The organism is Selenomonas sp. AB3002, assembly GCF_000702545.1.
GTDB classification, from domain to species: Bacteria; Bacillota; Negativicutes; order Selenomonadales; family Selenomonadaceae; genus Selenomonas_B; species Selenomonas_B ruminantium_A.
In genome coordinates this window covers 677,433-701,991 of sequence record NZ_JNIO01000002.1, presented here as the reverse complement: position 1 = coordinate 701,991, position 24,559 = coordinate 677,433, and the positions used below count along the sequence as shown (strand labels likewise).

General features: G+C 48.7%; 18 protein-coding genes, 3 tRNA genes and 1 rRNA gene. 20 read left to right on the top strand and 2 right to left on the bottom strand.

The genetic code is table 11. The features are described from left to right. Nucleotides 1–16: 16 nt before the first annotated feature. From rrf to P159_RS0103490, 5 genes are all read left to right on the top strand, one after another. A 5S ribosomal RNA gene (gene rrf, locus P159_RS0103510) occupies nucleotides 17–133 on the top strand. Between the two features lie 6 nt (nucleotides 134–139). Continuing rightward, nucleotides 140–215, top strand: a tRNA-His gene (locus tag P159_RS0103505). A 6-nt stretch (nucleotides 216–221) separates the two neighbouring features. Beyond that, a tRNA-Trp gene (locus P159_RS0103500) sits at nucleotides 222–297 on the top strand. 15 nt (nucleotides 298–312) lie between these two features. Continuing rightward, nucleotides 313–403 (top strand) — tRNA-Ser (locus tag P159_RS0103495). Nucleotides 404–471: 68 nt separating this feature from the next. After that, nucleotides 472–2,145 (top strand): AAA family ATPase, encoded by a 1,674-nt coding sequence (locus P159_RS0103490; RefSeq protein WP_037376947.1) that lies wholly within the window; start codon nucleotides 472–474, stop codon nucleotides 2,143–2,145. Nucleotides 2,146–2,635: 490 nt separating this feature from the next. Here the strand turns inward: P159_RS0103490 and P159_RS18300 are convergent, their stop codons facing one another. Next, nucleotides 2,636–3,871, bottom strand: coding sequence for a transposase (locus tag P159_RS18300; protein WP_072004098.1), 1,236 nt, complete (start codon nucleotides 3,869–3,871; stop codon nucleotides 2,636–2,638). Then, a complete protein-coding gene (locus P159_RS20455; protein ID WP_051650084.1) occupies nucleotides 3,819–4,076 on the bottom strand; it encodes a hypothetical protein in 258 nt (85 codons plus the stop codon). Before P159_RS20455 ends, P159_RS18300 begins: the two co-directional genes overlap by 53 nt. Nucleotides 4,077–4,265: 189 nt before the next feature. Between P159_RS20455 and P159_RS0103480 the strand changes: the two genes are divergently transcribed. The 15 genes from P159_RS0103480 to P159_RS0103410 all read left to right on the top strand — a co-directional run bounded on the left by P159_RS0103480 (nucleotide 4,266) and on the right by P159_RS0103410 (nucleotide 24,558). Further along, nucleotides 4,266–6,203, top strand: coding sequence for a hypothetical protein (locus tag P159_RS0103480; protein ID WP_029541458.1), 1,938 nt, complete (start codon nucleotides 4,266–4,268; stop codon nucleotides 6,201–6,203). 2 nt (nucleotides 6,204–6,205) lie between these two features. After that, on the top strand, nucleotides 6,206–7,165 hold the full coding sequence (locus tag P159_RS0103475; RefSeq protein WP_029541455.1) for a glycosyltransferase family 2 protein: 960 nt from the start codon (nucleotides 6,206–6,208) through the stop codon (nucleotides 7,163–7,165). 44 nt (nucleotides 7,166–7,209) lie between these two features. Beyond that, entirely contained in the window at nucleotides 7,210–8,874 is a 1,665-nt protein-coding gene (locus P159_RS0103470; protein WP_029541453.1) for a hypothetical protein, read from the top strand. Nucleotides 8,875–9,134: 260 nt separating this feature from the next. After that, nucleotides 9,135–10,607 carry an undecaprenyl-phosphate galactose phosphotransferase WbaP gene (gene wbaP / locus P159_RS0103465; protein ID WP_318253490.1) on the top strand — a complete coding sequence of 491 codons (1,473 nt, stop codon included), beginning with the start codon at nucleotides 9,135–9,137 and terminating at the stop codon, nucleotides 10,605–10,607. Between the two features lie 138 nt (nucleotides 10,608–10,745). Next, nucleotides 10,746–12,110 carry a mannose-1-phosphate guanylyltransferase/mannose-6-phosphate isomerase gene (locus P159_RS0103460; RefSeq protein WP_029541449.1) on the top strand — a complete coding sequence of 455 codons (1,365 nt, stop codon included), beginning with the start codon at nucleotides 10,746–10,748 and terminating at the stop codon, nucleotides 12,108–12,110. Further along, nucleotides 12,100–13,215: a glycosyltransferase family 4 protein gene (locus P159_RS0103455; RefSeq protein WP_318253489.1), complete on the top strand. Its 1,116-nt coding sequence runs from the start codon at nucleotides 12,100–12,102 to the stop codon at nucleotides 13,213–13,215. Before P159_RS0103460 ends, P159_RS0103455 begins: the two co-directional genes overlap by 11 nt. 13 nt (nucleotides 13,216–13,228) lie before the next feature. Further along, nucleotides 13,229–14,302, top strand: a complete 1,074-nt coding sequence (locus P159_RS0103450; RefSeq protein WP_318253503.1) for a glycosyltransferase family 1 protein — start codon at nucleotides 13,229–13,231, stop codon at nucleotides 14,300–14,302. Continuing rightward, complete coding sequence (locus P159_RS0103445) at nucleotides 14,296–15,084, top strand: ABC transporter permease (protein ID WP_029541444.1); 789 nt, start codon at nucleotides 14,296–14,298, stop codon at nucleotides 15,082–15,084. Before P159_RS0103450 ends, P159_RS0103445 begins: the two co-directional genes overlap by 7 nt. After that, entirely contained in the window at nucleotides 15,081–16,313 is a 1,233-nt protein-coding gene (locus P159_RS0103440; protein ID WP_029541441.1) for an ABC transporter ATP-binding protein, read from the top strand. Before P159_RS0103445 ends, P159_RS0103440 begins: the two co-directional genes overlap by 4 nt. Before the next feature lie 13 nt (nucleotides 16,314–16,326). Beyond that, on the top strand, nucleotides 16,327–17,433 hold the full coding sequence (locus P159_RS18295; RefSeq protein ID WP_037376858.1) for an FkbM family methyltransferase: 1,107 nt from the start codon (nucleotides 16,327–16,329) through the stop codon (nucleotides 17,431–17,433). A gap of 64 nt (nucleotides 17,434–17,497) precedes the next feature. Then, on the top strand, nucleotides 17,498–17,902 hold the full coding sequence (locus tag P159_RS0103430) for a hypothetical protein (protein WP_029541439.1): 405 nt from the start codon (nucleotides 17,498–17,500) through the stop codon (nucleotides 17,900–17,902). A gap of 2 nt (nucleotides 17,903–17,904) precedes the next feature. Next, nucleotides 17,905–21,213 (top strand): glycosyltransferase, encoded by a 3,309-nt coding sequence (locus P159_RS0103425; RefSeq protein WP_029541437.1) that lies wholly within the window; start codon nucleotides 17,905–17,907, stop codon nucleotides 21,211–21,213. Between the two features lie 31 nt (nucleotides 21,214–21,244). Next, on the top strand, nucleotides 21,245–22,570 hold the full coding sequence (locus tag P159_RS0103420) for a glycosyltransferase (protein ID WP_185753588.1): 1,326 nt from the start codon (nucleotides 21,245–21,247) through the stop codon (nucleotides 22,568–22,570). Nucleotides 22,571–22,624: 54 nt separating this feature from the next. Continuing rightward, nucleotides 22,625–23,614 (top strand): GDP-mannose 4,6-dehydratase, encoded by a 990-nt coding sequence (gene gmd, locus P159_RS0103415; RefSeq protein WP_029541433.1) that lies wholly within the window; start codon nucleotides 22,625–22,627, stop codon nucleotides 23,612–23,614. Beyond that, a complete protein-coding gene (locus P159_RS0103410) occupies nucleotides 23,611–24,558 on the top strand; it encodes a GDP-mannose 4,6-dehydratase (RefSeq protein WP_029541431.1) in 948 nt (315 codons plus the stop codon). Before gmd ends, P159_RS0103410 begins: the two co-directional genes overlap by 4 nt. The last annotated feature ends 1 nt before the right edge of the window (nucleotide 24,559 follow it).

The following is a 24,559-nucleotide window of genomic DNA, read 5'->3' as shown; positions in this document are numbered from 1 at the left end:
ATCTTTCAACTGAATATCCAGTGGCGATGCCTAGATGGATCCACCTGTTCCCATTCCGAACACAGTAGTTAAGCATCTAGAGGCCGAAAGTACTTGCCTGGAGACGGGCTGGGAGGATAGGAAGCTGCTGGTTTTGATGGCGGCTTTGGTGAAGTGGTTAACACACTGGATTGTGGCTCCAGCATGCATGGGTTCGACCCCCATAAGTCGCCCCATATCATAGGGGTATAGCTCAATTGGTAGAGCAACGGTCTCCAAAACCGTAGGTTGTGAGTTCAAGTCTTACTGCCCCTGCCATCTAAATTTCATAACGGAGTGGTACTCAAGTGGCTTAAGAGGACGGTTTGCTAAATCGTTAGGCTGGGTAACTGGTGCGGAGGTTCGAATCCTCTCCACTCCGCCACTATGAAACATCAGGCTTCAGCTTTGGCTGGAGCCTTTTTCTTGTTATTTAATTGCGAGGTGTGTGATATGGCAAAACATCGCAGGATACCTGTGGGCGTTGATGATTTCAGACAGCTACGTGAAGAATGCTATTTCGTTGACAAGACAAGATTCATCAAGGAGTTGGTGGACGAACGCAGTAAGGTTACGCTTATCACACGGCCTCGTCGCTTTGGCAAGACGCTCACCATGAGTATGCTTTATTATTTCTTCACAAACGAGAATGCTGAGGAGAACCGCAAGCTATTTGCTGAGACGGATATTGCTTCTGGTGGCGGGAGGTATATGTCGGAGCAAGGGAGACGCCCTGTGATTTTTCTGACACTTAATGATGCGAAGCAGATGGATATGGGGTCCATGGTTCAGCGTATCGGTCGCATCATGGCAAGAACCTATAGAGCATTTCCTTTCCTTGCTGAGTCCGGATCGCCGCTGACACAGGCTGAAAAAGAATATTATGAGCGGATTAATGATATGAAGGCTACTCGTGAGGAACTGGAGGACAGCCTTCGTGCCTTATCGTCTTTTCTGTATCAATATTATGGGGATAAGACTGTTATCTTGTTGGATGAATATGATGTTCCTGTTCAGCAGGGGTGGCAGTACCACTTCCATGATGATGTTGTCTCCTTTATGCGTAACTTTATGGGAGCAGCCTTCAAGTCCAATGCCTCATTGGACTTTGGTATCATCACAGGGGTGCTGCGCATAGCCAAGGAGACCATCTTCAGCTCGTTGAATAATTTAGAAATCTCCAGCGTTGTACAGGGGCGATTTGCCGATATCATGGGGTTTACGGAAGATGAAGTTTGCACCATGGCAGAAAGCCTGGGACACGCTGACCGGGTTGAAGAAATAAGGCACTGGTATGATGGCTACACCTTTTCCGGGCAGGAAATGTACAACCCTTGGTCGGTAATCAACTACTTCCAACAGGGGTGCCAGCCACAGGTCTTTTGGCTGAATACTTCCGGCAATGCTATCATAGGCGAGATGATGGAACATGCCGATGCATCTGATGAAGAAAAGCTGCTATCCTTGCTGAGTGGCGAACCAGTGGATGCAGTAGTGGATGAAGCTGTGGTGTATTCTGACATATATACCAACAAGGATGCCTTATATACCATGCTGCTTACAGCAGGGTATCTGAAAGCTATAGAAAATCGGCTAGATGATGGAGAACATATATGCACCTTGGCTATCCCAAACAGGGAGATTGCCACGGTCTACCGCAAGGAAGTGGTGAACCGCTATCGTGGCAGGATGTCGCGTACTGACCTCCGCATGGTTCTTATGTCCATTGCCAATGGAGATGCGCAGAAGTTTTCTACCGGCCTACAGAAATATCTGGAACAGATTGCCAGCTTCCATGACACTGCTAATAAGGAAAGCTTCTATCATGGTTTCCTGCTAGGGCTGACGGCATGGTTCCTGCCCAAGTACCGTGTCAAGTCGAACCGTGAAAGCGGCTATGGTCGCTTTGACCTTGGGATTTTTCCAAATGAGCCGGGGCAGGCTGGCGTGGTCATGGAGTTCAAGGTGGCTGATAGTGAAGCTGACCTGGCCAAGGCTGCTGAAGAGGCATTGGCACAGATTGAACAAAAGGACTATCTGGCAGAGTTCCGGGAGCAGGGGGTTGATACTGTCTGGAAGTATGGCATTGCCTTCTACGGCAAGAAGCTGGAGATGGTTTGTAGATAGGCGAGCTCTTGGAGAGGGGGGCAACGAGGGGGCAGTTTGAAATGAAGCTACATGCTGCACCTGCTCTGAATGCCCTGAAATCGGCACCAAAACGTGCTCAGAGGAACCTCTGATACCACGTAAAACCTAGGTTCCCGAATTGCTAAATCGTTAGGCTGGGTAACTGGTGCGGAGGTTCGAATCCTCTCCACTCCGCCACTATGAAACATCAGGCTTCAGCTTCGGCTGGAGCTTTTTTTTGATATCGGATACTTGGGCCTCTTCCCCGACTCTTTGTGTATATATGAAAGATAGACGTTGTATTGCCTGTGTGCTAGAATATGGATATATGTGAATTAGAAAAGTCGACAGTCTAAATGAGAATGGGTAGCTGTTGGTGTTGAGGTGATGGGAAATGCTTTTACACAAAGCTGGAATACCGTAGCTTGAAAGCGTATGGGAAAATTGGCGCAGAAAACACCAGCCCTTGAAAAAATATTTTTTTCAGGGTTCAAGCACGCTTACGCCAGGCATCTACGTGGATGACGGATATTATGGCGAATAACCGAATATACCACATCATGGAAGAGTGATGGCGTCCTTCTTCCAGCAGCCCGTCGATCTTTATGCGTTTGTTGGCCCGTTCGGCAGCTGTGCGCTTGTTGTAGATTTGCTTCCATTGAGGTGAACCTCGTTGAGGATCGCAGAACAGCCGTGGATTATCCTTCGGGCTTATATGCACAACACGGCCATAGGTGGATTTGGTACAGCGCTTGTCGCACAGGCATAGTCTTTCAGCGTATTTTGTCTTCGGACAAATATATTTGGCTCTGTGCCGTTTCTTATCAGTGCCATCTGGTTTCATGGGAAGCCCAAGGGAACAGATTGGCACACCGTCATTTCCCACATCATAGTCTTTGTCCTCAGCTGGTTTTGTGCCACGAGGGTTCAAGTCTATGAAGGGCGTAATGCCGGTTTTGTTGCACATCTCGTACACAGCGATTGCATCGTGTGCAGAATCAAGGAGCAAAGCGGAAATATTCCAGTCTGCGAAGAACGTCTTGATGCAGGCAAGTCCGTGCAGCATGGCAGGAAGGTCGTGGCGGGAAGCACGCTCCAGGATAGGGAAGACAGGCAATCCGGAGTTAGCATCCGTGAAGAGATAGAGGTTATAGCCATAGAAAAAGAAATTTCTGGAGGAATCCCAGCCCCAATTGGCATCTGGTTGGGAAAACCAGCGCTTATGGTGGCAATTGTCGATGCCCTTTTCATGGCAATCGCACATCGAATGGCTGCGCTCACGGTTAGAAACCTGCACTGGAGTGCCGTCACCGGCCAGAACCAGTTTCCTGACATCCAGAAGATCTTTGTGAATAGAACTGGCCAGGAATACCCTGCTATAGATTTTACCGATGATGTGTAGCTTGGTCATGAGGATGCCTCCGGCACTGTGTCCATCAAAATACTTGATGACGGTGGCAGCATTATCTTTGTCGAAGGACGGAGACTTTTCGCCATTGCTCTTTCCTTTAGACGGTTTCTTTCTGCGGTAGCGCAGGTGAGGCAAGAAATTGTTGCATCCTGGCCATAGGCGATGAAAGAAGTCATAAAAAGCGCCGAATGATGGAGTATGGTCGTGTGAAAAGCCTGACAGTATGGCTAGAGACTCATCAGAGCGCAGACGTTCAGCCCAATCAACAAGAGAGGTGGACTTGAGCCAGATGGAAAGCAAGTAGGAACGCAGCATAGAGGAAGGCAGCCATGCAGGACGACCTTCCTCTGAGTAAAAAGGGGCGCATGATCTCGTCAACCGGTGAAAGGTCAAGAGCCATGAGCTTGACTGCCAGTTTGCGCTTCTTATTGTCGAAGCGCTTGAGGCGACTGTTGTGAATGCGTTGGGAGAGGAGCTGCTTATAGGCAGCGTGGGAGCCGATTTCAGGCAATCTCAGCATGATGTTCACCTTCTTTCAAGTACTATTGTACATGTGAACCATCAAACTGAGATGGGTGATACTCATTCGCAGCAGTATTTTGCCATAAAATATGGGGGCACATTGAATAATGTGCCATGACTCAAGTCAGACAAATAGAAGGCTTTGAGTTTTCTAATTTACATATATGTAATTGAAGGGGAGGTATAAATGTCATTTTTAAATAAAAAGAATTATTGGACAAGGTGGGTGATTGTATGGTGCGCCATCTTGTGGCTTTCTGCATTAGGTTGCAAATTACAGGAGCATTTGCCAGTTGTGTTTGTGGCGATGACAGGCTTTTTCCTGTGGCTGTCTGTGTCTGGCGCAATAGTTCTGGCACTGGCTTATGCTGCTTCACTCGTTGACTATAAGTTTTTGCGCAGCGAAAATAAGTTGCCAGCGTGCATCGGCATAGTGTCTATCTTTTTGGGAAGCTCGATGTTTTTTGGGTGGCTTTTGTCTCAGAATCAAACCATTTATGTATGGGATGACCTAAGCACTTGGGCACCGGCACTTGAGTATTCCCAAAAAATTTTCTGTGACCCGCATAGCCTTTTTAGAACATTTCGCCATAGCCTTATGTCCGATTATACACATGTTGTGCCCTTGCTTATGTCGGTACCAATGAATTTGCTGGGGCAAAATAGCTATGTGTCGATGTCAATGCTAATATATATTATTGTCATATTTCCTTCATTGGTATTCGTGGCCACTGCCTTGAAAACACTGATGTTAGAGACGGCAAAGGTTGAAGTGCCCATTTGCGGTTTGTTGCTGGGAGTGCTGTTTTTATATCCGTTGGCGACCATGCCGGCCTTGCTGGGGTTTAGTCAGGGCGGGCAAATCGTGGTGGAGGCAATGCTTTTGTTGCTTATCATATCAAAAGATTGGAGTCGATTTGAGGGGAAGCGTGTCCTTGCTGTCAGCCTAATGATTATTCTTGCTATTTTGATGGCACGCTCAGCAACATTCATGTATGCGGGATTTCTTGCAGGTACGGCCGTTTATGTTTTGTATGTCGCCTGGCAGCAAGATTGTATGGGGCAGAGGCTTAGGGTACTGGTTAAGGAGTATGCTATTTTTGCTCTTCTGACAGCAGGCATCATGTCGGTTTATTTATGGAAGGTGTACAGAACAGCCCATACGCTGGACTATAGTGTGGCCTATTCTGCCTATAGCAGTGGCTTTATGAAAAATGTGCTTGAGGTACCTATTGACTTTTTGGGGCTCCTGCTCATTCTTCTGGCAGTGGCAGGGGGCATCTATGCATGTGGTAAACGTGAAATGAGACCTTGGGTTCTGGGATTTGCCATTTGGGCCTGTGTGGCTGTATGCGGCATGAGCCGCATACAGGCGATGGGAGTTCAGCATTTCTCAGCTATTCTGCTTCCTGTTCTTGGGTTGATTGCGCTAGGGGGGGGGAGATTTGTATCTCGATTGGCACCTGCAGGCAGAATTGTTGCATGGCTTGTGTTGTTCATTCTGTCAGCAGTGCAGTTTTCACATGCATATATGGGGTTCTATCCTGATGCCAAAGTTGGAAGGGCATATAAGGTAATGCAAAGATTTGATTTAGCGGAAATAGATTCGCTAATTATGGATCTGAACCATTTAGCTGGAACAGAGAAAAAAGTGTATTTCGTAGCGTCTAGTTGGATGTACAATTCGATGACCTTGGCTTACGCTCATTTTCCATATGAGTCTGCAGCAATACCGAATCTCATGCAGACAGCTGATGTGGATTTACGTGACGGTTTTCCACTTCAATTCCTGGAGGCGAGGATAGTAGCAGTTGCAATGCCGGTACAACTGCATCTGCGAGCGGATGGCCAGAGAGTAGTATCAATGCTGGCAGCGGATGTTTGCGATGATACGCCTATAGGTCGAAGATTTGTGCAGATTGGGACACATATGCTGCACCCATTTAAAGACGGAAGCTATGACGTTGAAGTCAAGGTATACGAGCGTATGTCTGACTGGCAGTTGAATGACATAGACTGGTTGCAAGAGCAATTTGACGAGATTTATCCAGATAGCCGTGCCATGTTCCATGACCGCTTGGATAAATACAAGCGAGAGCATTATCATATTTCGGAAGGTGAGTGAGCATGACTGAAAAGACTGTCCCTGTTCTTTATCTGGTTTCTCCTTGCTATAATGAGCAAGAGGTTTTACTGGAGACAGGAAGGCGCTTGCTGGATAAGTTATCTGGGTTGATAGAAAAAAACAAAATCTCGCCTAAAAGCCGTATATTGTTGGTAAATGATGGCAGTAGAGATAAGACGTGGGAAATAATACGGAACCTGCACGATGCTGATGCACGCATCCAGGGAGTGTCACTTTCGCGTAACCAAGGGCATCAGAATGCCTTGCTGGCCGGTCTGATGACAGCTAAAGATAGGGCAGATATTGTAATTAGTTTGGATGCTGACCTGCAGGATGACATAGATGCCATAGATGAGATGGTACGCAAATATTGCGAGGAAGATTGTGATGTAGTGTACGGCGTAAGGAAAAAGCGGAGTACAGACACGGCATTCAAGAAGTTTACAGCTGAGGGTTTTTATAAGTTGGTCAACATACTAGGCGGAGAAATCGTTTATAATCATGCAGACTACCGTTTGCTTTCCCGCAGGGCTCTGGAGGGATTGGCTGAGTTTTCGGAAGTAAATCTTTTTCTGCGTGGAATTGTACCGATGGTGGGATTCAAGAGTGATATTGTCTACTATGACAGGCAGGAGCGCGTTGCAGGAGAAAGCCATTATCCTCTTGGCAAGATGCTCTCTTTTGCTGTGCAGGGAGTTACTTCTCTGACAGTGCGTCCCATAAGGCTGATAGCAGAAGCGGGGCTGGCTCTATTCCTTTTATCTATGTTTGTGCTATTCTGGTCTATCTTTAGGTGGTATCAGGGGGACACGATTGCTGGTTGGACTAGCATTGTGGTTTCGATATGGGCAAATGGTGGGCTAGTGTTGCTGTCTCTAGGTGTCATAGGGGAGTATATTGGCAAGATTTATCTTGAAAGCAAGCATAGGCCACGCTACATAATTGACGAGTACCTGCAGTGAGTGCCGCTGGGCGCTGGATTGGTTTGAAAGGAAATGGCATGAGGATGAAAAGCAATTTTTGGGTTGAGGATACGGGCTTTTGGGCGGCTATGCTGGTGTTTGTGCTGGCTGTCTGCTCCTTGCCAGTTATCCTGAGCGACAATCTTTACGGGATGGATGTGCTCTATCATTTGAACCGCATCGCAGGGATTGCGGCGGGGCTTGAGGGAGGGCAGTTCCCCGTGCGGGTGCATGGCTATCAGTTCAACGGCTATGGCAGTCTGGAGGGAATTTTCTACCCGGATTTATTGCTTTATCTGCCGGCCCTGTTGTGCCGATGGGGGCTTTCCGTGTACGATGCAGCCCGTTTTTATGTGGTGTTCGTAAATATCCTTACTGCAGCTGTCTCTTGCTATTCCTTTCGCGTGTTAGCAGGTACCTGGCGCATCGGGCTTATAGGCGCAGCGCTTTACAGTGTCTGCTGGCACAGACTGACCTGGCTTTACCTGGATTTTGGCTTAGGGGAGTTTACGGCGGCGGCATTCCTGCCCCTGGTTTTGGCAGGTGTCTTCTCGGTGCTTCGGGGAGACAGCAGGAAATGGCCCTTGGTCACTCTGGGCTTTACGGGCATCTTGACCGCCCATATCTTGACCAGCGTCTACACAGTGATTCTTTCTCTTTTTGCCTGTCTCCTGTGTCGACAAAAATTGCGGGAGAGTGACCGTCTGCTGGCCCTGGGCAAGGCGGCGGGGTTCACCGCCCTGCTCAATGCCTGGGTATGGTGTCCCTTTTTATATTTTTATGTCACGATGGCAGTCAATCATTCGCAGCCTTACCTATATAATAACTTCATGTTTACCTGGTGGGATGTCTTGCGGGTTCAGTTTTTGTTGGGGCCGCTTCTGCTTCTGGCTTTTTTGCTATACCTACGGCAACGCCACGCCTGCTTGAAAGCTATGGCTCCGGCCTTGTCTGATTGGGAAAAGGGGCTGTTGCTTTTTGCTGGACTGAGCCTGGTCCTGCCCTTCTTTCCCTTGCTGTGGGATCTTTTGACGGATTTGCCTGTGGTGGGACATATCGTTGCAGCAATTCAGATACCGGAGCGTATTATGAAATTCGGCAGCCCCATTTTTTGCCTGTTCGGTGCTATGGGGGTTGCGGCCTTCCTGGATTCCCGGCCTGGGAGTAGGAAGGTTATGGTTCTCGCCTTTGCCTGCCTGACCATTTTCGGAGTGTATTCAAATTATTACCTGTCTTATCATTGGTCGGGGCACCGCTATAGGGTGCATGATTTTGTCCAGCGGACTGACGTGTCGCTGCCCTCTGATTTTGCATCATATTACCTGTACAGGGGAATGCAATTCGCCGAGCTGCGCAATGGGGCGGGGGAGGCACTGTCCGTTTCTGATTTAGAGTCAGGGGGAGCTAGCGTATCAGACGTGCAAAAGGTTGGCGTGAGCATGGTCTTTTCTTATCGGGCCGGGACTTCCACGCAAGTCGTGCTGCCCCTCTTTTACTACCCCGGTTATGTAGCAGAAACGGCGGTAGGCGCGAAACTGCCTGTGACAGAACGAGAGGGCGATCATCGTTTGCAAATTGATTTGCCCGGCGGCTCTGGCGAGGTCAGGGTATTTTACAGGGGGATGCCATGGATGCACGTGCTGGATGTCCTTTCCCTTTTAGCCTGGTTTGCTTTTTTGCTAGCCTGCTTTCGTTCTAAGCGTAAATAGTGGCCTGAATGATTAATGAAGAAAAGGCTTTCATATTTTAGGGAGCAGGGAATCACTGCCGTCTGGAAGTATGGCAGTGCCTCCTATGGCGAGAAACTGGAATTGACTTGCAGATAGGTAAATCCTTCCACTCCGCCACTATGAAACATCAGGCATCAGGCTTCAGCTTCGGCTGAAGCCTTTTTCGTTGTTTTAGATACCCAGTTATGCTATACTTTGATAGACTATAGTAGTTTTGATAGAAAGGAAATCTGCGAACAATGATGCGCAAGCAGACTGACGATACGATAGATACGCAGGAAATGCGTCTTTCTTCCAGAGAGAGGCATTCTCATGCGCTTTTGCCGTTGTTGCTCATGTGCGGGGATTATCTGGCAGTGATACTTTCGGAAACATTTTCCTTGTTTTTGCGACGTTTCCTGCCCGGGCTTCCCAGTCCTGATTTTAATATACCTAATATTTACTTCTATATAATAGTTCCCGCTATCTTTGTGTGCTTTTTGCATGTTATGCGGACCTATATACCTACTATGGCTTTCTGGCAACTGGCCAGAAATGTATTCTATGCCGTGCTGTACTCCATCCTTATGATTCTAATGCTCATGTATTTCGGCAAGGTCTCGGCGGTGGTATCCAGGCTTTTTGTGGGATTTACCTGGTTTTTTAGCTTCAACTTGATACTTTCTTTCCGTTATGTCATCAAACGTTTTTTGAATAGTCATGGGCTGTTGCAGATTCCCGTGCTCTTTGTGGGGGCAGGCAGAACGGCGGAGCTAGTATTGAAATCCTTCCGTCACGATGCTGGCTACGGCTATAGAATAATCGGCTTTATAGATGACCATCCTGTTTCCAGGCAGTTGGCGAGAGACTACCCTATTTTGGGTGGCTTTGTTGATGTGGAGCGTATTGTTAAGGAAACAGCTGTTGATTATGTGATAATTACAGCTCCTGGTCTTTCCAATGAGGAAATGTTGACTATGGTCGATAGATTGCAGCCATATGTGAAGCATCTATCCTTCGTACCAGACTTTATAGGTCTTCCTGTGGGCAATTTGGAAGTAAGTTCCCTGGTTGACGAGAGTATGTTGGTAATTGGGGTGCGGAACAACCTAGCCTCGGTCTGGAACCGTGCCTTGAAGAGAGGGTTTGACCTGTTGGTGTCTCTGTTGGGGATGATTGTGGCTTTACCGATGGGAATTGTTATTGCTTTAGCCATATATATCGACAGTCCTGGGCCAGTCATTTTTGCTCATTTGCGCATTGGACAAAAGAAAAAAGTGTTTCCCTGTTATAAGTTTCGCACCATGGTGCCGGATGCTGAGGAGAAATTAAGGGAGTACTTATTGGAAAATCCCAGTGCTATGGAAGAATGGCAGGACTCTTTTAAACTGAAGGAGGACCCCCGTATCACTAGGGTGGGGCGTTTCCTCCGCAAGACCAGTCTTGATGAACTGCCTCAGCTTCTTAATGTACTTAAAGGGGAAATGAGCTTAGTGGGGCCACGCCCCATTGTGCGGAGGGAAATCATTAAGTACGGTGAGTACTTCCGTGACTTTGCCCTGGTGCCTCCCGGAATAACAGGTATGTGGCAGGTCAACGGTCGCAGCGATACCACTTATGCTGAGCGGGTGCGTATGGATTCGTGGTATGTGCGGAACTGGTCTGTATGGATTGATTTAGTGTATCTGCTTAAGACTATTAGGGTAGTAATAAGCGGTCGTGGGGCATACTAAATAGCAATTGGGGGGCAGTGTTTTACGGAACTTGTTTTATTGGTGAAAGCTGGCTATGTGCTTGGTTTTGGGGTATAATAAAAAAAGTTTTGGGGTGGTTGAAATTGCCATCCTTGGTAAAAGGAGTGTTATATCGTAATGAAGGTCATCATATTGGCAGGCGGTGGCGGCTCTAGGCTGTTCCCTCTTTCCCGCAAGGCGTATCCCAAACAGTTCTTGGCTTTGGAGGATGATAAGTCGCTGTTGGTGCATACCGTGGAAAGGTTTATGGCCTTGGTGCCTGCAGAAGACATCATTTTGGTTACCAATGAAAGCTATCAATACCATGTGCAGAATGAGCTGGAGCTTTGTCATGCTGACAAGGCGCACATTGTGCTGGAACCAGTGGCCAAGAATACGGCTCCGGCAATAGCGCTGGCAGCCAAGTATTGTGAAAGTGAGCTCGGCTGCAGTCAGGAGGAAGTTTTGATAATTGCTGCTGCTGATCATGTTATCAAGCAACAGGAAGAATTCTCTGAATGCATTTCTCGCGCGGCTGCTGTAGCAGAGAAGAATGCTTTCGTCACCTTTGGTATCAAGCCCCGCAATCCAGAAACTGGTTACGGTTATATAGAGGCAGGAGAAGAGACTGAGGGCAGTTTCCAGGTAAAGTCCTTCAAGGAGAAGCCGGATCTTGGATTGGCTGAGAAATATGTTGCGGCCGGCAACTATTATTGGAACTCTGGCATGTTTGCCTTCAATCTTGGCTGCATCATGGGCGAATTGGCTGCTTATCAGCCTGAGATACATAAACTCCTTGACGGGCATAGCTATCAGGAAGTTCATGATACATTTGAGGACATGCCTTCCATCTCCATTGACTATGCTGTGGCAGAGAACAGCAAGAAGGTGCGCATGGTGCCATTTTCCTGCTACTGGAATGATATAGGTTCCTGGGATGCCATGTATGATATACTGCCTAAGGACAAGCATGGCAATGCGGTCAAGGGTGACTGCATCACCATCGACTGCAAGGATTCACTCCTTATCGGTCATGACCGTCTCATTGCAGGTATTGGCATAGACGATTTGCTGTTGGTGGAGTCCGATGACGTCATTGTGGCCACCAAGAAGGGGAACTCCCAGAAGGTCAAGGACGTGGTGGAGACTCTCAAGAAGAACCACCGCAAGGAAGCTACTGAGCATACCACCCTCTATTATTACTGGGGGACGTCTTCCTCTCTAGGCAAGGGGAAAAATTATGTGATGCGTAAACTGCGCATCATGCCCGGCAAGACCTTGCCTCTGCGCATGCACTATCACCGCACAGAGCATTTTATTGTTCTTTCTGGTACAGCTGAAGTACAGCGTGATGAAAAAACTTCCATGATTCATGAGAATGAATCTGTGTTTATTCCCCAGACCTCCCGTTACCAGCTTTCTAATCCAGGCAGGATTCCTTTGGAAATCATAGAAATCCGCAACGGTACTTATCTGGGTGAGGATGATATAGTTGAATTTTGACAGGGTGGACAGGAAAATGAAAGTGGCGCTGGTCTGTGAATGGCTGGTCACTTATGCTGGTTCGGAAAGGGTTGCGGAAGCAATCCTGGAAATCTTTCCCCAGGCTGATGTGTACGCTGTGGTGGATTTCCTCCCGGAAGAGGAGCGCGGCTGGCTGCATGGCAAGAAAGTCCATACTACTTTCCTGCAGAAGTGGCCTGTTGCAGGAAAGCATTACAAATCATATCTGCCGCTGATGCCACTGGCTATCGAGCAACTGGATTTGTCTGGCTATGACCTGGTAATCTCCAGCAGCCATTGTGTAGCCAAGGGGGTTCTGACGGGGCCGGATCAGCTGCATATTTCCTACGTCCATTCTCCCATGCGCTATGCCTGGGATCTTACTCATGAATACCTGAGAGAAACCGGACTGGACCGGGGGCTGAAAGGCTGGATAGCCAGGTTGCTACTTCATTACATGCGAATCTGGGATACACGTACGGGCAATGGCGTGGATCATTTCCTGGCCAACTCTGGCTTTATAGCCAGACGCATCAGGAAAGTCTATGGACGGGAGGCACAGGTCATCTATCCTCCGGTGGACGTAGACAGATTCACCTGTTGTGAGGAGAAGGAGGACTATTACCTCACAGCTTCAAGGCTGGTGCCGTACAAAAGAGTAAAACTTATCGTCGAAGCCTTCAATGGCATGCCAGACAAGAAACTGATAGTCATTGGAGATGGCCCCGAATATGAGAGCATCAGGGCTATAGCAGGGAACAACATAGAAATGCTGGGTTATCAGCCAACAGAAGTGCTCAAAGAAAAAATGCAGCATGCCAGAGCGTTTGTCTTTGCCGCCGAAGAAGATTTCGGCATCACCCCTGTGGAAGCCCAGGCCTGTGGTACGCCGGTCATTGCATATGGAAAAGGCGGGGCTCTGGAGACAATTACCGCAGAGACGGGAATGTTTTTTACAGAGCAAAGCGCCGCGGCTATCAGGGAGGCTGTGCGCAGCTTTGAGAATCAGAATATCGCTCCGGCCAAATGCCGGAAGAACGCCGAGCGGTTCGCTCCGGAGGTGTTCAGGAACAGCCTGAGGGAATGTGTAGCCAAATGGAGTTGAGATCTTGCATATCGTGATAGATTGCCGCTACGAAGCTGCTTCTGGCATTGGCAGATGTATTCGGGAAATCGTTCCCCGTCTGCTGGATTATAAGGAACATAGGTTTACCCTGATCATGCCGGACGCACCTGGCGAAGAATTTATGCAAAGATGCCGGGGAAAGGCAGGGATAGTCCATTCCTCTGCAGGCATGTACAGCCTGCAGGCGCAGCTGGAACTGCCCCGCTTGATTCCTGAATGTGACATTTTTTGGGCTATGCACTACGATGCTCCTTTGCTACCTGTGAAGGCCAGGAAAAAGATGGTGACCATCCACGATGTATGCCATCTGGCACTGAAGCACGAGTTCGCCCTGCACAAAAGGCTTTATGCCAAAGCTATGTTAAAAGCTGTGGGCAGATGTTATGATCAGATAATCACGGACTCCGAATTCAGCCGTCGGGAGATAGAGCGCTATGTAGCTCCACAGGCCTCTATCGGGGTGGTATATATCGGCGTAACCAGCCTCAGAGATATAGGTGGTGATGCAGCATTGCCCTATCCATACCTGCTATGCGTGGGCAATGTGAAACCACATAAGAATATATCCCGCCTGCTGGAAGCATATGCCTTGTTCCGCAGTAGGACAGAAAAAGCCCCCAGGCTGCTTATAGTGGGAAAAAAGGATGGCTTTCTCACAGGGGTTGATAATCTGGAGGCAAGGCTGACAGAACTGGGAGTAAAGGATGATTGTATATTCACCGGCTATGTGGACGATAAGACACTGGCCGGGCTCTACAAGAGTGCAGTCGGGTATGTATGCCCATCCCTCTACGAAGGGTTCGGGTTGCCTCCTTTGGAGGCCATGTCATATGGTACGCCAGTCATAGCGGCCAGGGCTGCCTCCCTGCCGGAAGTATTGGGGGAGGGGGCCTTGTATATTGACCCTTATGACACAGAAGATATGGCAGCGGCCATGGCAAAACTGACAGAGGATGCCTCTCTGCGGCAGAGCCTGTCAGAAAAAGGCCTGATACAGTGCAGCCGCTATGATTGGGGTCGTACAGCCAAAGAGATAATGGAAAGAATGGTAGGACTTATATGCTAAAAAACATTTGGCACTACAGACATTTTATATACAGTTGCGTAAAGCGGGAATTTCAGGAACGATATACAGGATCTATTTTGGGTATATTGTGGTCTGTTTTTCAGCCTTTGGCCATGATCCTGGTCTATACGCTGGTTTTTACAGAAGTCATGAAAAGCAAAATGGCGGGGATGGAAAGCGTGCCGTTTGCTTACAGCATCTACCTGTGTGCAGGTGTGCTGACCTGGAATCTGTTCAATGAGACCCTCATGAATCTGGTCAATGTGTTCTTCAAGAACGCCAATCTGATGAAAAAGGTTTCTTTTCCCAGGGTGTGCCTGCCGACTATCACGGTGTTGTCGTCCTTCACCAATTTCATCATCGGCTTCATGCTTTTTTGGATTTTCCTCATCATTATAGGCAAATTCCCTTATATGCACATTCCTGAAGTAATCATTGTGTTGCTTGTGCAGTCAATCTTTACTGTGGGGCTGGGGCTGGGACTGGCAGTGCTCAATGTGTTTTTCCGTGATGTGGGACAGATGCTGGGGGTTGTCACCCAGTTCTGGTTCTGGTTTACCCCGGTGGTCTATCCAGTGGCAATTATTCCGGAAGCCCTGCGGTGGCTGCTGGACTTCAATCCCATGTATCGCATTATAAAATGCTATCAGGACATATTTGTCTACGGACAGCATATTGATTATATGGGGCTTGGCGTGGTCCTCATCCTGGGATTGGTTTTATGTGTCTGGTCCCTGAAGATATATCAGAAACATGTAGGAGAGTTGGTGGATGAGCTATGAGCAAGGAGACTAACAGCATCAGCATCTGTCATGTGGGGAAATGTTACAAGATTTATGCACGTCGCAATGACCGTCTGAAAGAGTGGTTGCTTCCCTTTGTTGGGAAAAAACACGAGGAAAAATGGGTGCTTAAAGATGTAAATATCGAGGTAGCCCCCGGGGAAGCTGTTGGCATTATCGGCATGAACGGTGCTGGCAAGTCCACCCTGCTGAAGATAATTACTGGTACCACCGTGCCAACCACTGGCAGCGTAAGCTTCAATGGCCGGGTATCGGCCCTGCTGGAGCTGGGGCTTGGCTTCCACGGTGATTTTACCGGCAGACAGAATGTCTATATGTCAGGACAGCTCCTTGGTTATACCATCGAGGAAATAAACGAGTGCATGGAACAGATAGAGGCCTTTGCCGAAATCGGGGCTGCTATCGATGCACCGGTGAGGACCTATTCCAGCGGCATGCAGGTCCGGCTGGCTTTTTCTGTGGCTACCATGAAGCGTCCGGACATTCTTATCGTGGATGAGGCTCTGAGCGTGGGTGACAGCTATTTTCAGCACAAGAGCTTTGGCAGGATAAAGGAGTTCTGTGAAGAGGGGACTACCCTGTTATTGGTATCCCATGATGCCACCGCCATACAGGCTGTCTGCGACAGGGCGGTGCTGCTTGACCATGGGGAAGTTCTTAAAATCGGGCAGCCCCAGGAAATCATGGATTATTACAATGCCATGCTGGGGGGCAATGATGGAGAGCCTATCCAGCAGGAAAAGCAGGAAGATGGCAGTGTCAGGACTATTTCAGGCAATGGGCAGGCCGTGATTGAAAACATTGTCCTGAGCAACAGGGATGGAAGCGTGGCTGAGATGTTCAACGTTGGGGAGCAGGCAACTCTGACGATAGAGGCTGCAGCCATGGAGAACCTGCAGGATATGTCCTGCGGTATCCTGATTAAGAATACTTTGGGGGAATCAGTTTATGGGGTTAATTCTTATGACAGCCAACTTGGGGGACGTCCCATTGAAAAGGGCGCTCGCAGGAAGTACATTTTTTCTATCCCCATGAATATCGGTCCGGGAAATTATTCCGTTACTGTGGCTCTGCATAGCGGGGATACCCATGTTGAAAGTAATTATGAGTGGCGTGATATGGCTGTCATCTTCCAGATCGTTCGTCCTGCTGGCCTGGAATTCGTAGGGGCAGCATATCTTAATGCCAGCATAGATATAGTTGGTTGATAGAGGTATATTTATGAAAAATGATTTTTTCCATAGATTGAAGCAGATTCTGCTGCCGAATTATTTTCATGCCCTGAGACAGAATCTGGAGCATGTGGTGGCGAGGGTTGATGAAATATCTGACAGTAACAGGAATCAAACCCATCGTATGGAGGAACTGCAACAGGAAATTGACCAGAAACTCGAACTGCAACAGGAAATTGACCAGAAACTCGAACAGCAGCAGAAGCAGATGTTACGAGAAATTGAGTCCCTGCGCAATCAGCTTATGGCAGTTGACAAGCGTCTGGATGAGACCTTTTGGACTACGGCCAACACTGAGGGCAAACTGGAGTCCCTTCGTGCCATGTGGGTGGCTGAAACCATGTCCAAATATGAGGATATAAGCTCATCAAAGCTGTTCCGTAGCATAAGAGGACTTAGAGAATTGATGCATACGAAGCGTCCTGTTGACAAGCAGCTCATAAGGACAGGTCGTGGCGAAGATGGTGGCTATATCATGTTGGATGATTTTGAATCATGCAAGGTAGCCTACAGCTTTGGTATTGCTGATGATGTTTCCTGGGACAAGTATATGGCAGAACGTGGTATAGATGTATATATGTATGACCACACTATAGAAGGCCTGCCTGAGGAGAATCAACATTTTCATTGGCAGAAGACGGGGGTAGCAGGTGTCTATGACAGTGCTGTCCCCGAGCTTCGTACCCTGCCGCAGCTTATGGAGGACAATGGCCATACGGGCAGGAGCGGCATGATACTGAAGATGGACGTGGAGGGGGCAGAATGGGAGGTTTTCAGGAACCTGCCTGCAGGCTTCCTGAATTGCTTTGACCAGATACTGCTGGAGCTCCATGACATGAATTCCCTGGAGAAGTATCAGGATATCGCTGCTTCCCTGAAGACCCTGAATGAAACACATCAGCTGGTACATGTGCATGGCAACAACTGTGCCCACTACCTGATGTGCAATGGCCTGGTAGTGCCAGGCGCAATGGAATGCACCTATATCAGCAAGGAAAAATACAGCTTCAAGGAAGATGAGACCTTCTATCCTGACGAGCTGGATGCCAGCAATGACCGCCGCTGGCCTGACATCATGCTGGGGCGCTGGGGCTGAAACGAACAGACCCGTGTCTGCATAAGTTTTGATGGGTGATTTGACAGAATGAGGTTTTTAACAAATGGGGATTATAGATATCAGCAATTCGATTGCCGATAAGGATGAATTGATTAGCAGGATAGAGGCAAAAGCAGAAGAGAAGGGCCTTTACCTCGGAGATGGGGGGGAGGGGTACATTGGCAGCGTGACGAAGCTGGCAGAGCAGCTGGCGTTATGCAAGCGATATGCAGCCCTCATGAAGAGTAGTGCAAATATCGGGGAATGGCCGATTACTTCCCACAGGAGAAAAATAGGCTGGCTGATAGTATTCTGCAAAAAGGTAGTCCGCAAATTATTGAGGTGGCTCCTGAACCCATATTTTGAACAGGTATCAAACTTCAATAAGAATGCAGTGCTGGCTGTCGATAATCTTGTCAGATTGCAGGAAAAAATTATTGCCATGGAAAAACAAAAGAGGATGTTTTAGTTATGAATATCAATCAATTCCATTCGGGGGTGGCTTATGGGGATGCCATCACCAATCAGATGCTGATGTTGCAAAAGTTGCTTAGGGAACGAGGCTTTCATTCTGAGATATATGCCGAGCATTTGTCATCTGAAGTAGAAGGGGATATAAAAAGCATCTTTGCATACGAAGGCAATCCCAATGATATTCTGATAGTACACCATTCCATGGGGATGGATGCCTTCGACAAGATAGAGAGCCTGCCGGACAAGAAAATACTGATATATCATAATATCACCCCGGAAGAGTTCTTTGAAGATGAAAACACCAAAAAATATATTCGGAAGGGCCTGGAACAGCTGAAGGAATATAGCCGGGTGGCGGATTATTACATCGCCGCTTCCAACTATAACCGCAGGGATATGATTAAGGCCGGCTTTGACAACCAGATTGATGTCATGCCTGTGAACATATCTGTAGACAGGTTCGACAGAGTCAGGGAGAATAAGACCCTGCTGAAGACTCTTGAGGGAAAGACAAATATCATCTTTGTAGGGCGGATAGTAGGCAACAAGAGGCAGGATGATGTCATCAGAAGTTTCTCTGTATACCATAATATCTACAATTCCCAGAGCCAGCTGATTCTGGTAGGAGCCCCGGGTTCTCCCCAGTACATGGAGGAACTCAGTGCTGAGGCAGCAGCCTTTGGTGTGAAGGATGCTGTCATTTTCCCGGGAAAGGTGCCGGAGGAAGACCTGAAGGCATATTATATGGCTGCTGATGTTTTCCTTTGCATGAGCGAGCACGAAGGCTTCGGGGTGCCACTTCTGGAGGCTATGCACATGGGGGTGCCCGTGATAGCCTACAGGGCAGGGGCGGTAGCAGAAACCTTAGGTGGCTCAGGCATCGTGGTGAATGAGAAGAATCACGATTTCATTGGTACGCTGATAGATGAGCTTGTGGAGAATGATGAGCTGAGAGAGAAACTCATCAAACATCAGCATCAGACGATAGAGCGCTTGCAGGAGAGCAATGCGGAAGAAGTGCTCTTTAGGGCTATTGACAATGTAATCAGTGGTGCCCGCAAGCCTAATGTGCAGATGCAGGGCCCGTTCGAGACCTCATACAGCCTTGCCATTGTGAACCGCAAACTTATAGAAGCCATCAACGAGAATGACAAGGTTGAGGCATCAATATACTGCACCGAAGGACCTGGTGATTATACGCCCAGGGCAGAAGACCTGAAGGATAAGCCGGTGGCAGAGAAGTTATGGAAGAAATCACGCAATGTGAAATATCCTGATGTGACAATCCGTAACATGTATCCTCCCAGGGCACATGACGCCAATGGAGGCTTGAATTTTTACGCCTTTGCCTGGGAAGAAAGCGTTATTCCCGAAGCATACATCAATGATTTTAACAAATATATTGATGGCATAGGCACAACAGCTCGGTATGTTACTGATAAATTGATTGAATGCGGTCTCAAGATACCCGTCAGGACTATTGGCAATGGTGTGGAACTGTGCCCTGACTTTGAAAACATCAAGCCTTTCGGTCTGGAGAGCAAAAAGAAGACGGTGTTTCTGCACATAAGCTCAGCCTTCCCCCGTAAGGGCGTAGATGTACTGCTGAAGGGATATTATGAAGCCTTTACTGGTGATGATGATGTCTGTCTCCTGCTGAAGACCTTCCCCAATCCCCACAACAAAGTGGACGAAATCATGGCAGAACTGAACAGCCAATATGGCAATCCGCCGGAGGTAGAGTGGATTAACCGCGATCTGCCGGAGGAGCAGCTTTATGGTTTGTACAAGGCTGCCAGTTGCTATGTCTCGGTGGCCAGGGGGGAAGGCTTTGGGCTTCCAGTGGCAGAAGCCATGTTGGCCAGGGTTCCTGTAATCGTATCTGCCAACAGTGGCATGAAAGATTTCTGCAATGACAAAACGGCATTCCTGGTGGCTAACCATCTGGAACTGGCTGACACCCATCTGAGCAACAACACCGGCAGCGGCCGGAAATCCTACTGGTATGAGCCGGAAATACCCTCCCTGGTAGAAGCCTTGCAGAACTTTGCTGCTTGCACGGATCAGGGGCTCATCAAGGACATGGTTGAAAATGCCCATAACCTTATTGCCAGTGAGTATAACTGGCAGGCAGTGGCCAGAAAGTGGGAGGCGTTTGTCAGGGATGTCGGGGCTGCGAAGTATGTGCCCAGGGTAGATATGGTGACCTCATGGAATACCAAATGCGGTATAGCAGAATATTCCCGGTCCTTGGTAGAATATACAGCCAACAGGGCAGATTACAGGATATATCCCAATTATGGGGGAACTGTCATACGGGAGGATGAGAAGTTTGTCCATGAGCGTTTGTGGCAGAATCAGTTTGATGTGGATCTGAACGCCCTTACCGAGGCATTATGCAGATCTGCCAGTGAAATTGTTCATGTCCAGTTCAACTTCAGCTTTTTCAGCCTGGCCAATCTGGCAGCTATGATTGATGAAGTGACCAAAGTAAAGAAGATGGTCATAACCTTCCATTCCACCAAGGATGTCTTGGATGGCGGTAGAACATATTCACTCAGGGATATAATGGACTCCCTGAACAAGCTTTCTGCTGTTATCGTGCACCAGCCGGAGGATGAGACCAGGCTGGCAGAATTTGGCCTGGACAAGGGACTGATTCATCGTATCCCCATAGGACAGGCCATGTACCCGGAGTGCAATGCACAGGTGATGAAGCGTGAGATGGGAATAAAGACATCACTGCTGATTGGCAGCTATGGCTTCCTGCTCCCCCATAAGGGGGTAAAGGAGACCGTCATGGCAATGCCGGAGATTCTCAGGCACTATCCTGATGCTATATATATGCCGGTATGTGCCTTGTATGATGCACCAGAGTCATTCAATTATTATAATGAATGCATGACAACAGCCAAAAAACTAGGCGTGGAAAAAAATGTGAAGTTCATCACCGACTTCCTGCCGGATGAAGAATCCATCAGGTATCTGCAATGCTGTGATGTAATTGGCCTGGTCTATGCACCCACCAAGGAATCTGCCAGTGCCTCTGTACGCTTTGGGGTGGCTGCCTTGCGGCCTGTCCTGACCACCAGGCAGGATATCTTTGCTGATTTGAAGGAGTTTACATATCAGATTCCTGATAATGACCCTGCCAATGTGGCGAAAGAGATACTGCTCATGGCAGATGAAAGCTCCAGGCAGAGGAACAACGAATATGTGGAGCGTGAGAAAGCATATATAAAGGATAATTCCAGGTATGTCGTAGCAAATAAGCTCTATGACATTTATAGGACAGTTGTGCAATGATGGCACATGCGTGCTGTGATGGAGGTCTAAGGTGCGAATAGTACAGTTGGTTCCCTTTCTTACATATGGTGATGCGGTAGGTAATGATGTGCTGGCGCTTCATCAGATATTGAAAGAGTTTGATGCGGAGACCAGGATATATGTTCAGGCAGTTGATACCAAGAGGATTGATGAAAGTGTGTATTCATATCTGCATGAACTGCCGTTGCTGGATGAGGAAGATGTAATCTTCTATCACATGGCCAGCGGTTCGACTGAAATGGTCCAGGCTTTGAAGAAACAGCGCTGCCGCAGGTATATCATCTACCATAACATTACTCCGCCAAAGTTCTTTTCAGGTTATTGCGAACCTGCAGTGATAGCTACACAGCAGGCCTTTGATGACCTGGAAAAATTACGGACAATTGTTTCCGGGTGCCTGGCTGACTCCGAATTCAACAAGAATGATTTGCTGAAGCTGGGCTATGATGTGCCCATGGCGGTCCTGCCTATCGTGGTACCCTTTGAGGACTATGCGGCAGAGCCATCGGAAGAAGTTCTGTCAGCATATGAAGGTGATGATTATGTCAATATCCTGTTTGTGGGACGTATTGCGCCCAATAAGAAGCAGGAAGATATCATAAAATCCTTCTGCTACTACAAAAAATATGTTAATCCCAAATCCCGTTTGTTCCTTGTGGGGAACTGGAAGGGGCAAGAAACATATTTTGACCGTCTGCAGAGATATGCAGCAGCACTGGGGGCAGAGGATATCTTCTTTTCAGGCCATATCTCCTTCAGGGAAATCCTGGCCTATTACCATCTGGCCGATGTGTTCCTATGCATGAGTGAGCATGAGGGGTTCTGTGTACCTTTGCTGGAGGCCATGTATTTCAACATACCTGTTTTGGCCTACGATTCCACGGCTATACCTTATACCATGGGGGGAGCGGGGGTAGTCTTCCCTGACAAGGAGCCTGCCAAGGTAGCCAGCCTGATTGATCAGGTGGTTCGCAACGAGAAGCTGCGCCAGACCATGCTGGAAAGACAGCAACAGCGTCTGGAGTATTTCTCCTATGAGAATATTGCTGGTATGGCAAGAGAATTCGTTTCTACTATTGCTGAGGGCGGGGAACTGCCTGGGGCATCCCTGGAAGACTCCCGACAGGAAACAGGGGTCCTTCAGGCAGCGGCCCTGCAGGCAGCCGCTCAGGTGCAGTGTAAGGAAGAACTGCTTTCTTTCGGGCAGATTCCTGTCCATCAGCAGGAATCCCTGCGCCACAGAATCCTGGTCAGGGGCTATAGGGCCGTGCATTCGCTGTGCCCGGTCTTTGCCGATAAGGTGAAGTCTTATATAAAAAGACATATCTTGTCCTGACGGGCTATTTGACCAATTTGAATGTTAGTGTCTATGATATGGGAGGAAATAAAAATGTCTAAGAAAGCGCTTATCACAGGTATAACTGGCCAGGACGGGGCATATCTTGCCAAACTGCTCTTGGACAAGGGATATGAGGTATATGGTCTTTTGGCACGCCGTGCTACCAAGACGGACTGGCGCCTGAAGTATCTTGGCATAGAGGAAAAGGTGGAACTTATCGAGGGGGACCTCACGGATGTGACATCCATCATTCGCGCCCTGAACATCGCCCAGCCAGATGAGTTCTATAACTTAGGTGCTCAGAGCTTTGTGGGCACTTCTTGGAGTCAGCCTCAGCTCACTGCTCAGAGCACAGGTGTAGGTGCTCTGAACTGCCTGGAGGCCATCCGCATCGTAAATCCCAAGATTAAATTCTATCAGGCTTCTACCTCTGAGATGTTCGGCGGTATGCCTGAGTATCCCCTCCAGTCCGAAGAAACTCCCTTCCATCCTCGCAGCCCCTATGGTGTGTCTAAGCTTTTCGCGCATTGGATGACCATTAACTACCGTGAGAGCTTCGACATCTTCGGCTGCTGCGGCATTCTCTTCAACCATGAGTCCCCTCTGCGTGGCATTGAGTTCGTTACCCGCAAGGTCACTGATGCCGTGGCTCGCATCAAGCTTGGTGTACAGGAAGACCTGCACCTGGGCAATATTGATGCCAAGCGTGATTGGGGCTTTGCAGGTGACTATGTGGAGGCTATGTGGCTCATGCTCCAGCAGGACGAGCCTGACACCTATGTGGTGGCCACTGGCCGCACCACCACAGTCCGTGACATGTGCAAGATTGCCTTCGAGCACGTGGGCCTGGACTATGAGAAGTACGTGGTCATCGATCCGAAATTCTACCGTCCCGCTGAGGTTGACCTTCTCCTGGGCGACCCCAAGAAGGCTGAGGCCAAGCTTGGCTGGACTGCCAAGACCAGCCTGGAAGAGCTTATCCACATGATGGTGGATGCAGACCTGAAGCGCGTGCAGGATGAGTTGAAGGTGAAGGCATGAGAATCCTTATAACCGGAGCTGCAGGTTTTGTGGGAGGCCATCTCATCAGAGCCTTTGCAGAGCACGGACATACGCTTGCTGCCATAGATTTGGGCAGCAGCCCCCTGTTTGGGGAATATGGGGTCAGCCATCATCAGGCTGACCTCCTGGACGGGGAGGCAATGCAGAAGGTCTTCAGGCAGGAAAAGCCAGAGGCCATCGTGCATCTGGCAGCTATTGCCAATGTGCCCTTTGCCTGGGAGCATCCTGGGAGGACCATGGCAGTAAATGTGGGAGGCACGGCCACCCTGCTGGAAACCATGGCCAAATGTGCTCCGGAGGCAAAGCTTTTGACCATCGGCTCCAGTGATGCCTACGGCCTCACCGCCAAATGTGGCAAGCCACTCACCGAAGACATGCCCTGCGAACCGCAGAATCCCTATAGCATCTCCAAGCTCTGCGCCGAGCAGCTATCCATGCAGCTGGCGAAAAAATTCAGCCTGAAGGTCATTGCTGCCCGCTCCTTCAACCACTTCGGCCCAGGCCAGAAGCCGGGCTTCGTGGTCAGCGACTTTGCAAGCCAGGTGGCGGCCATTGAGAAGGGGGAGCAGGAGCCTGTCCTTTCCGTGGGGGATTTGACAGCAGCCAGGGATTTCACTTATATCGATGATATCATTGCTGCCTATGTGGCCTTGACAGAGAAAGAGGTTCCCACAGGAATTTACAACATCTGTTCCGGTAAGCCGCGCAAGATAGAAGAAGTGCTTCAGGGGTTGCTGGCCCTGTCCGGCAGGGATATTGAGGTTAGGAAGGACCCTGCCAGGATGCGGCCTTCGGAGGTTCCCTTTTTCGTTGGTGATGGAAGCAAGCTGAATAAAGCAACGGGGTGGACGCCGGAAACGGATTTCCGGGCTGGCCTGGAGAAGACACTGGAATACTGGTGCAGCCAAACCATGAAGTCTTGAC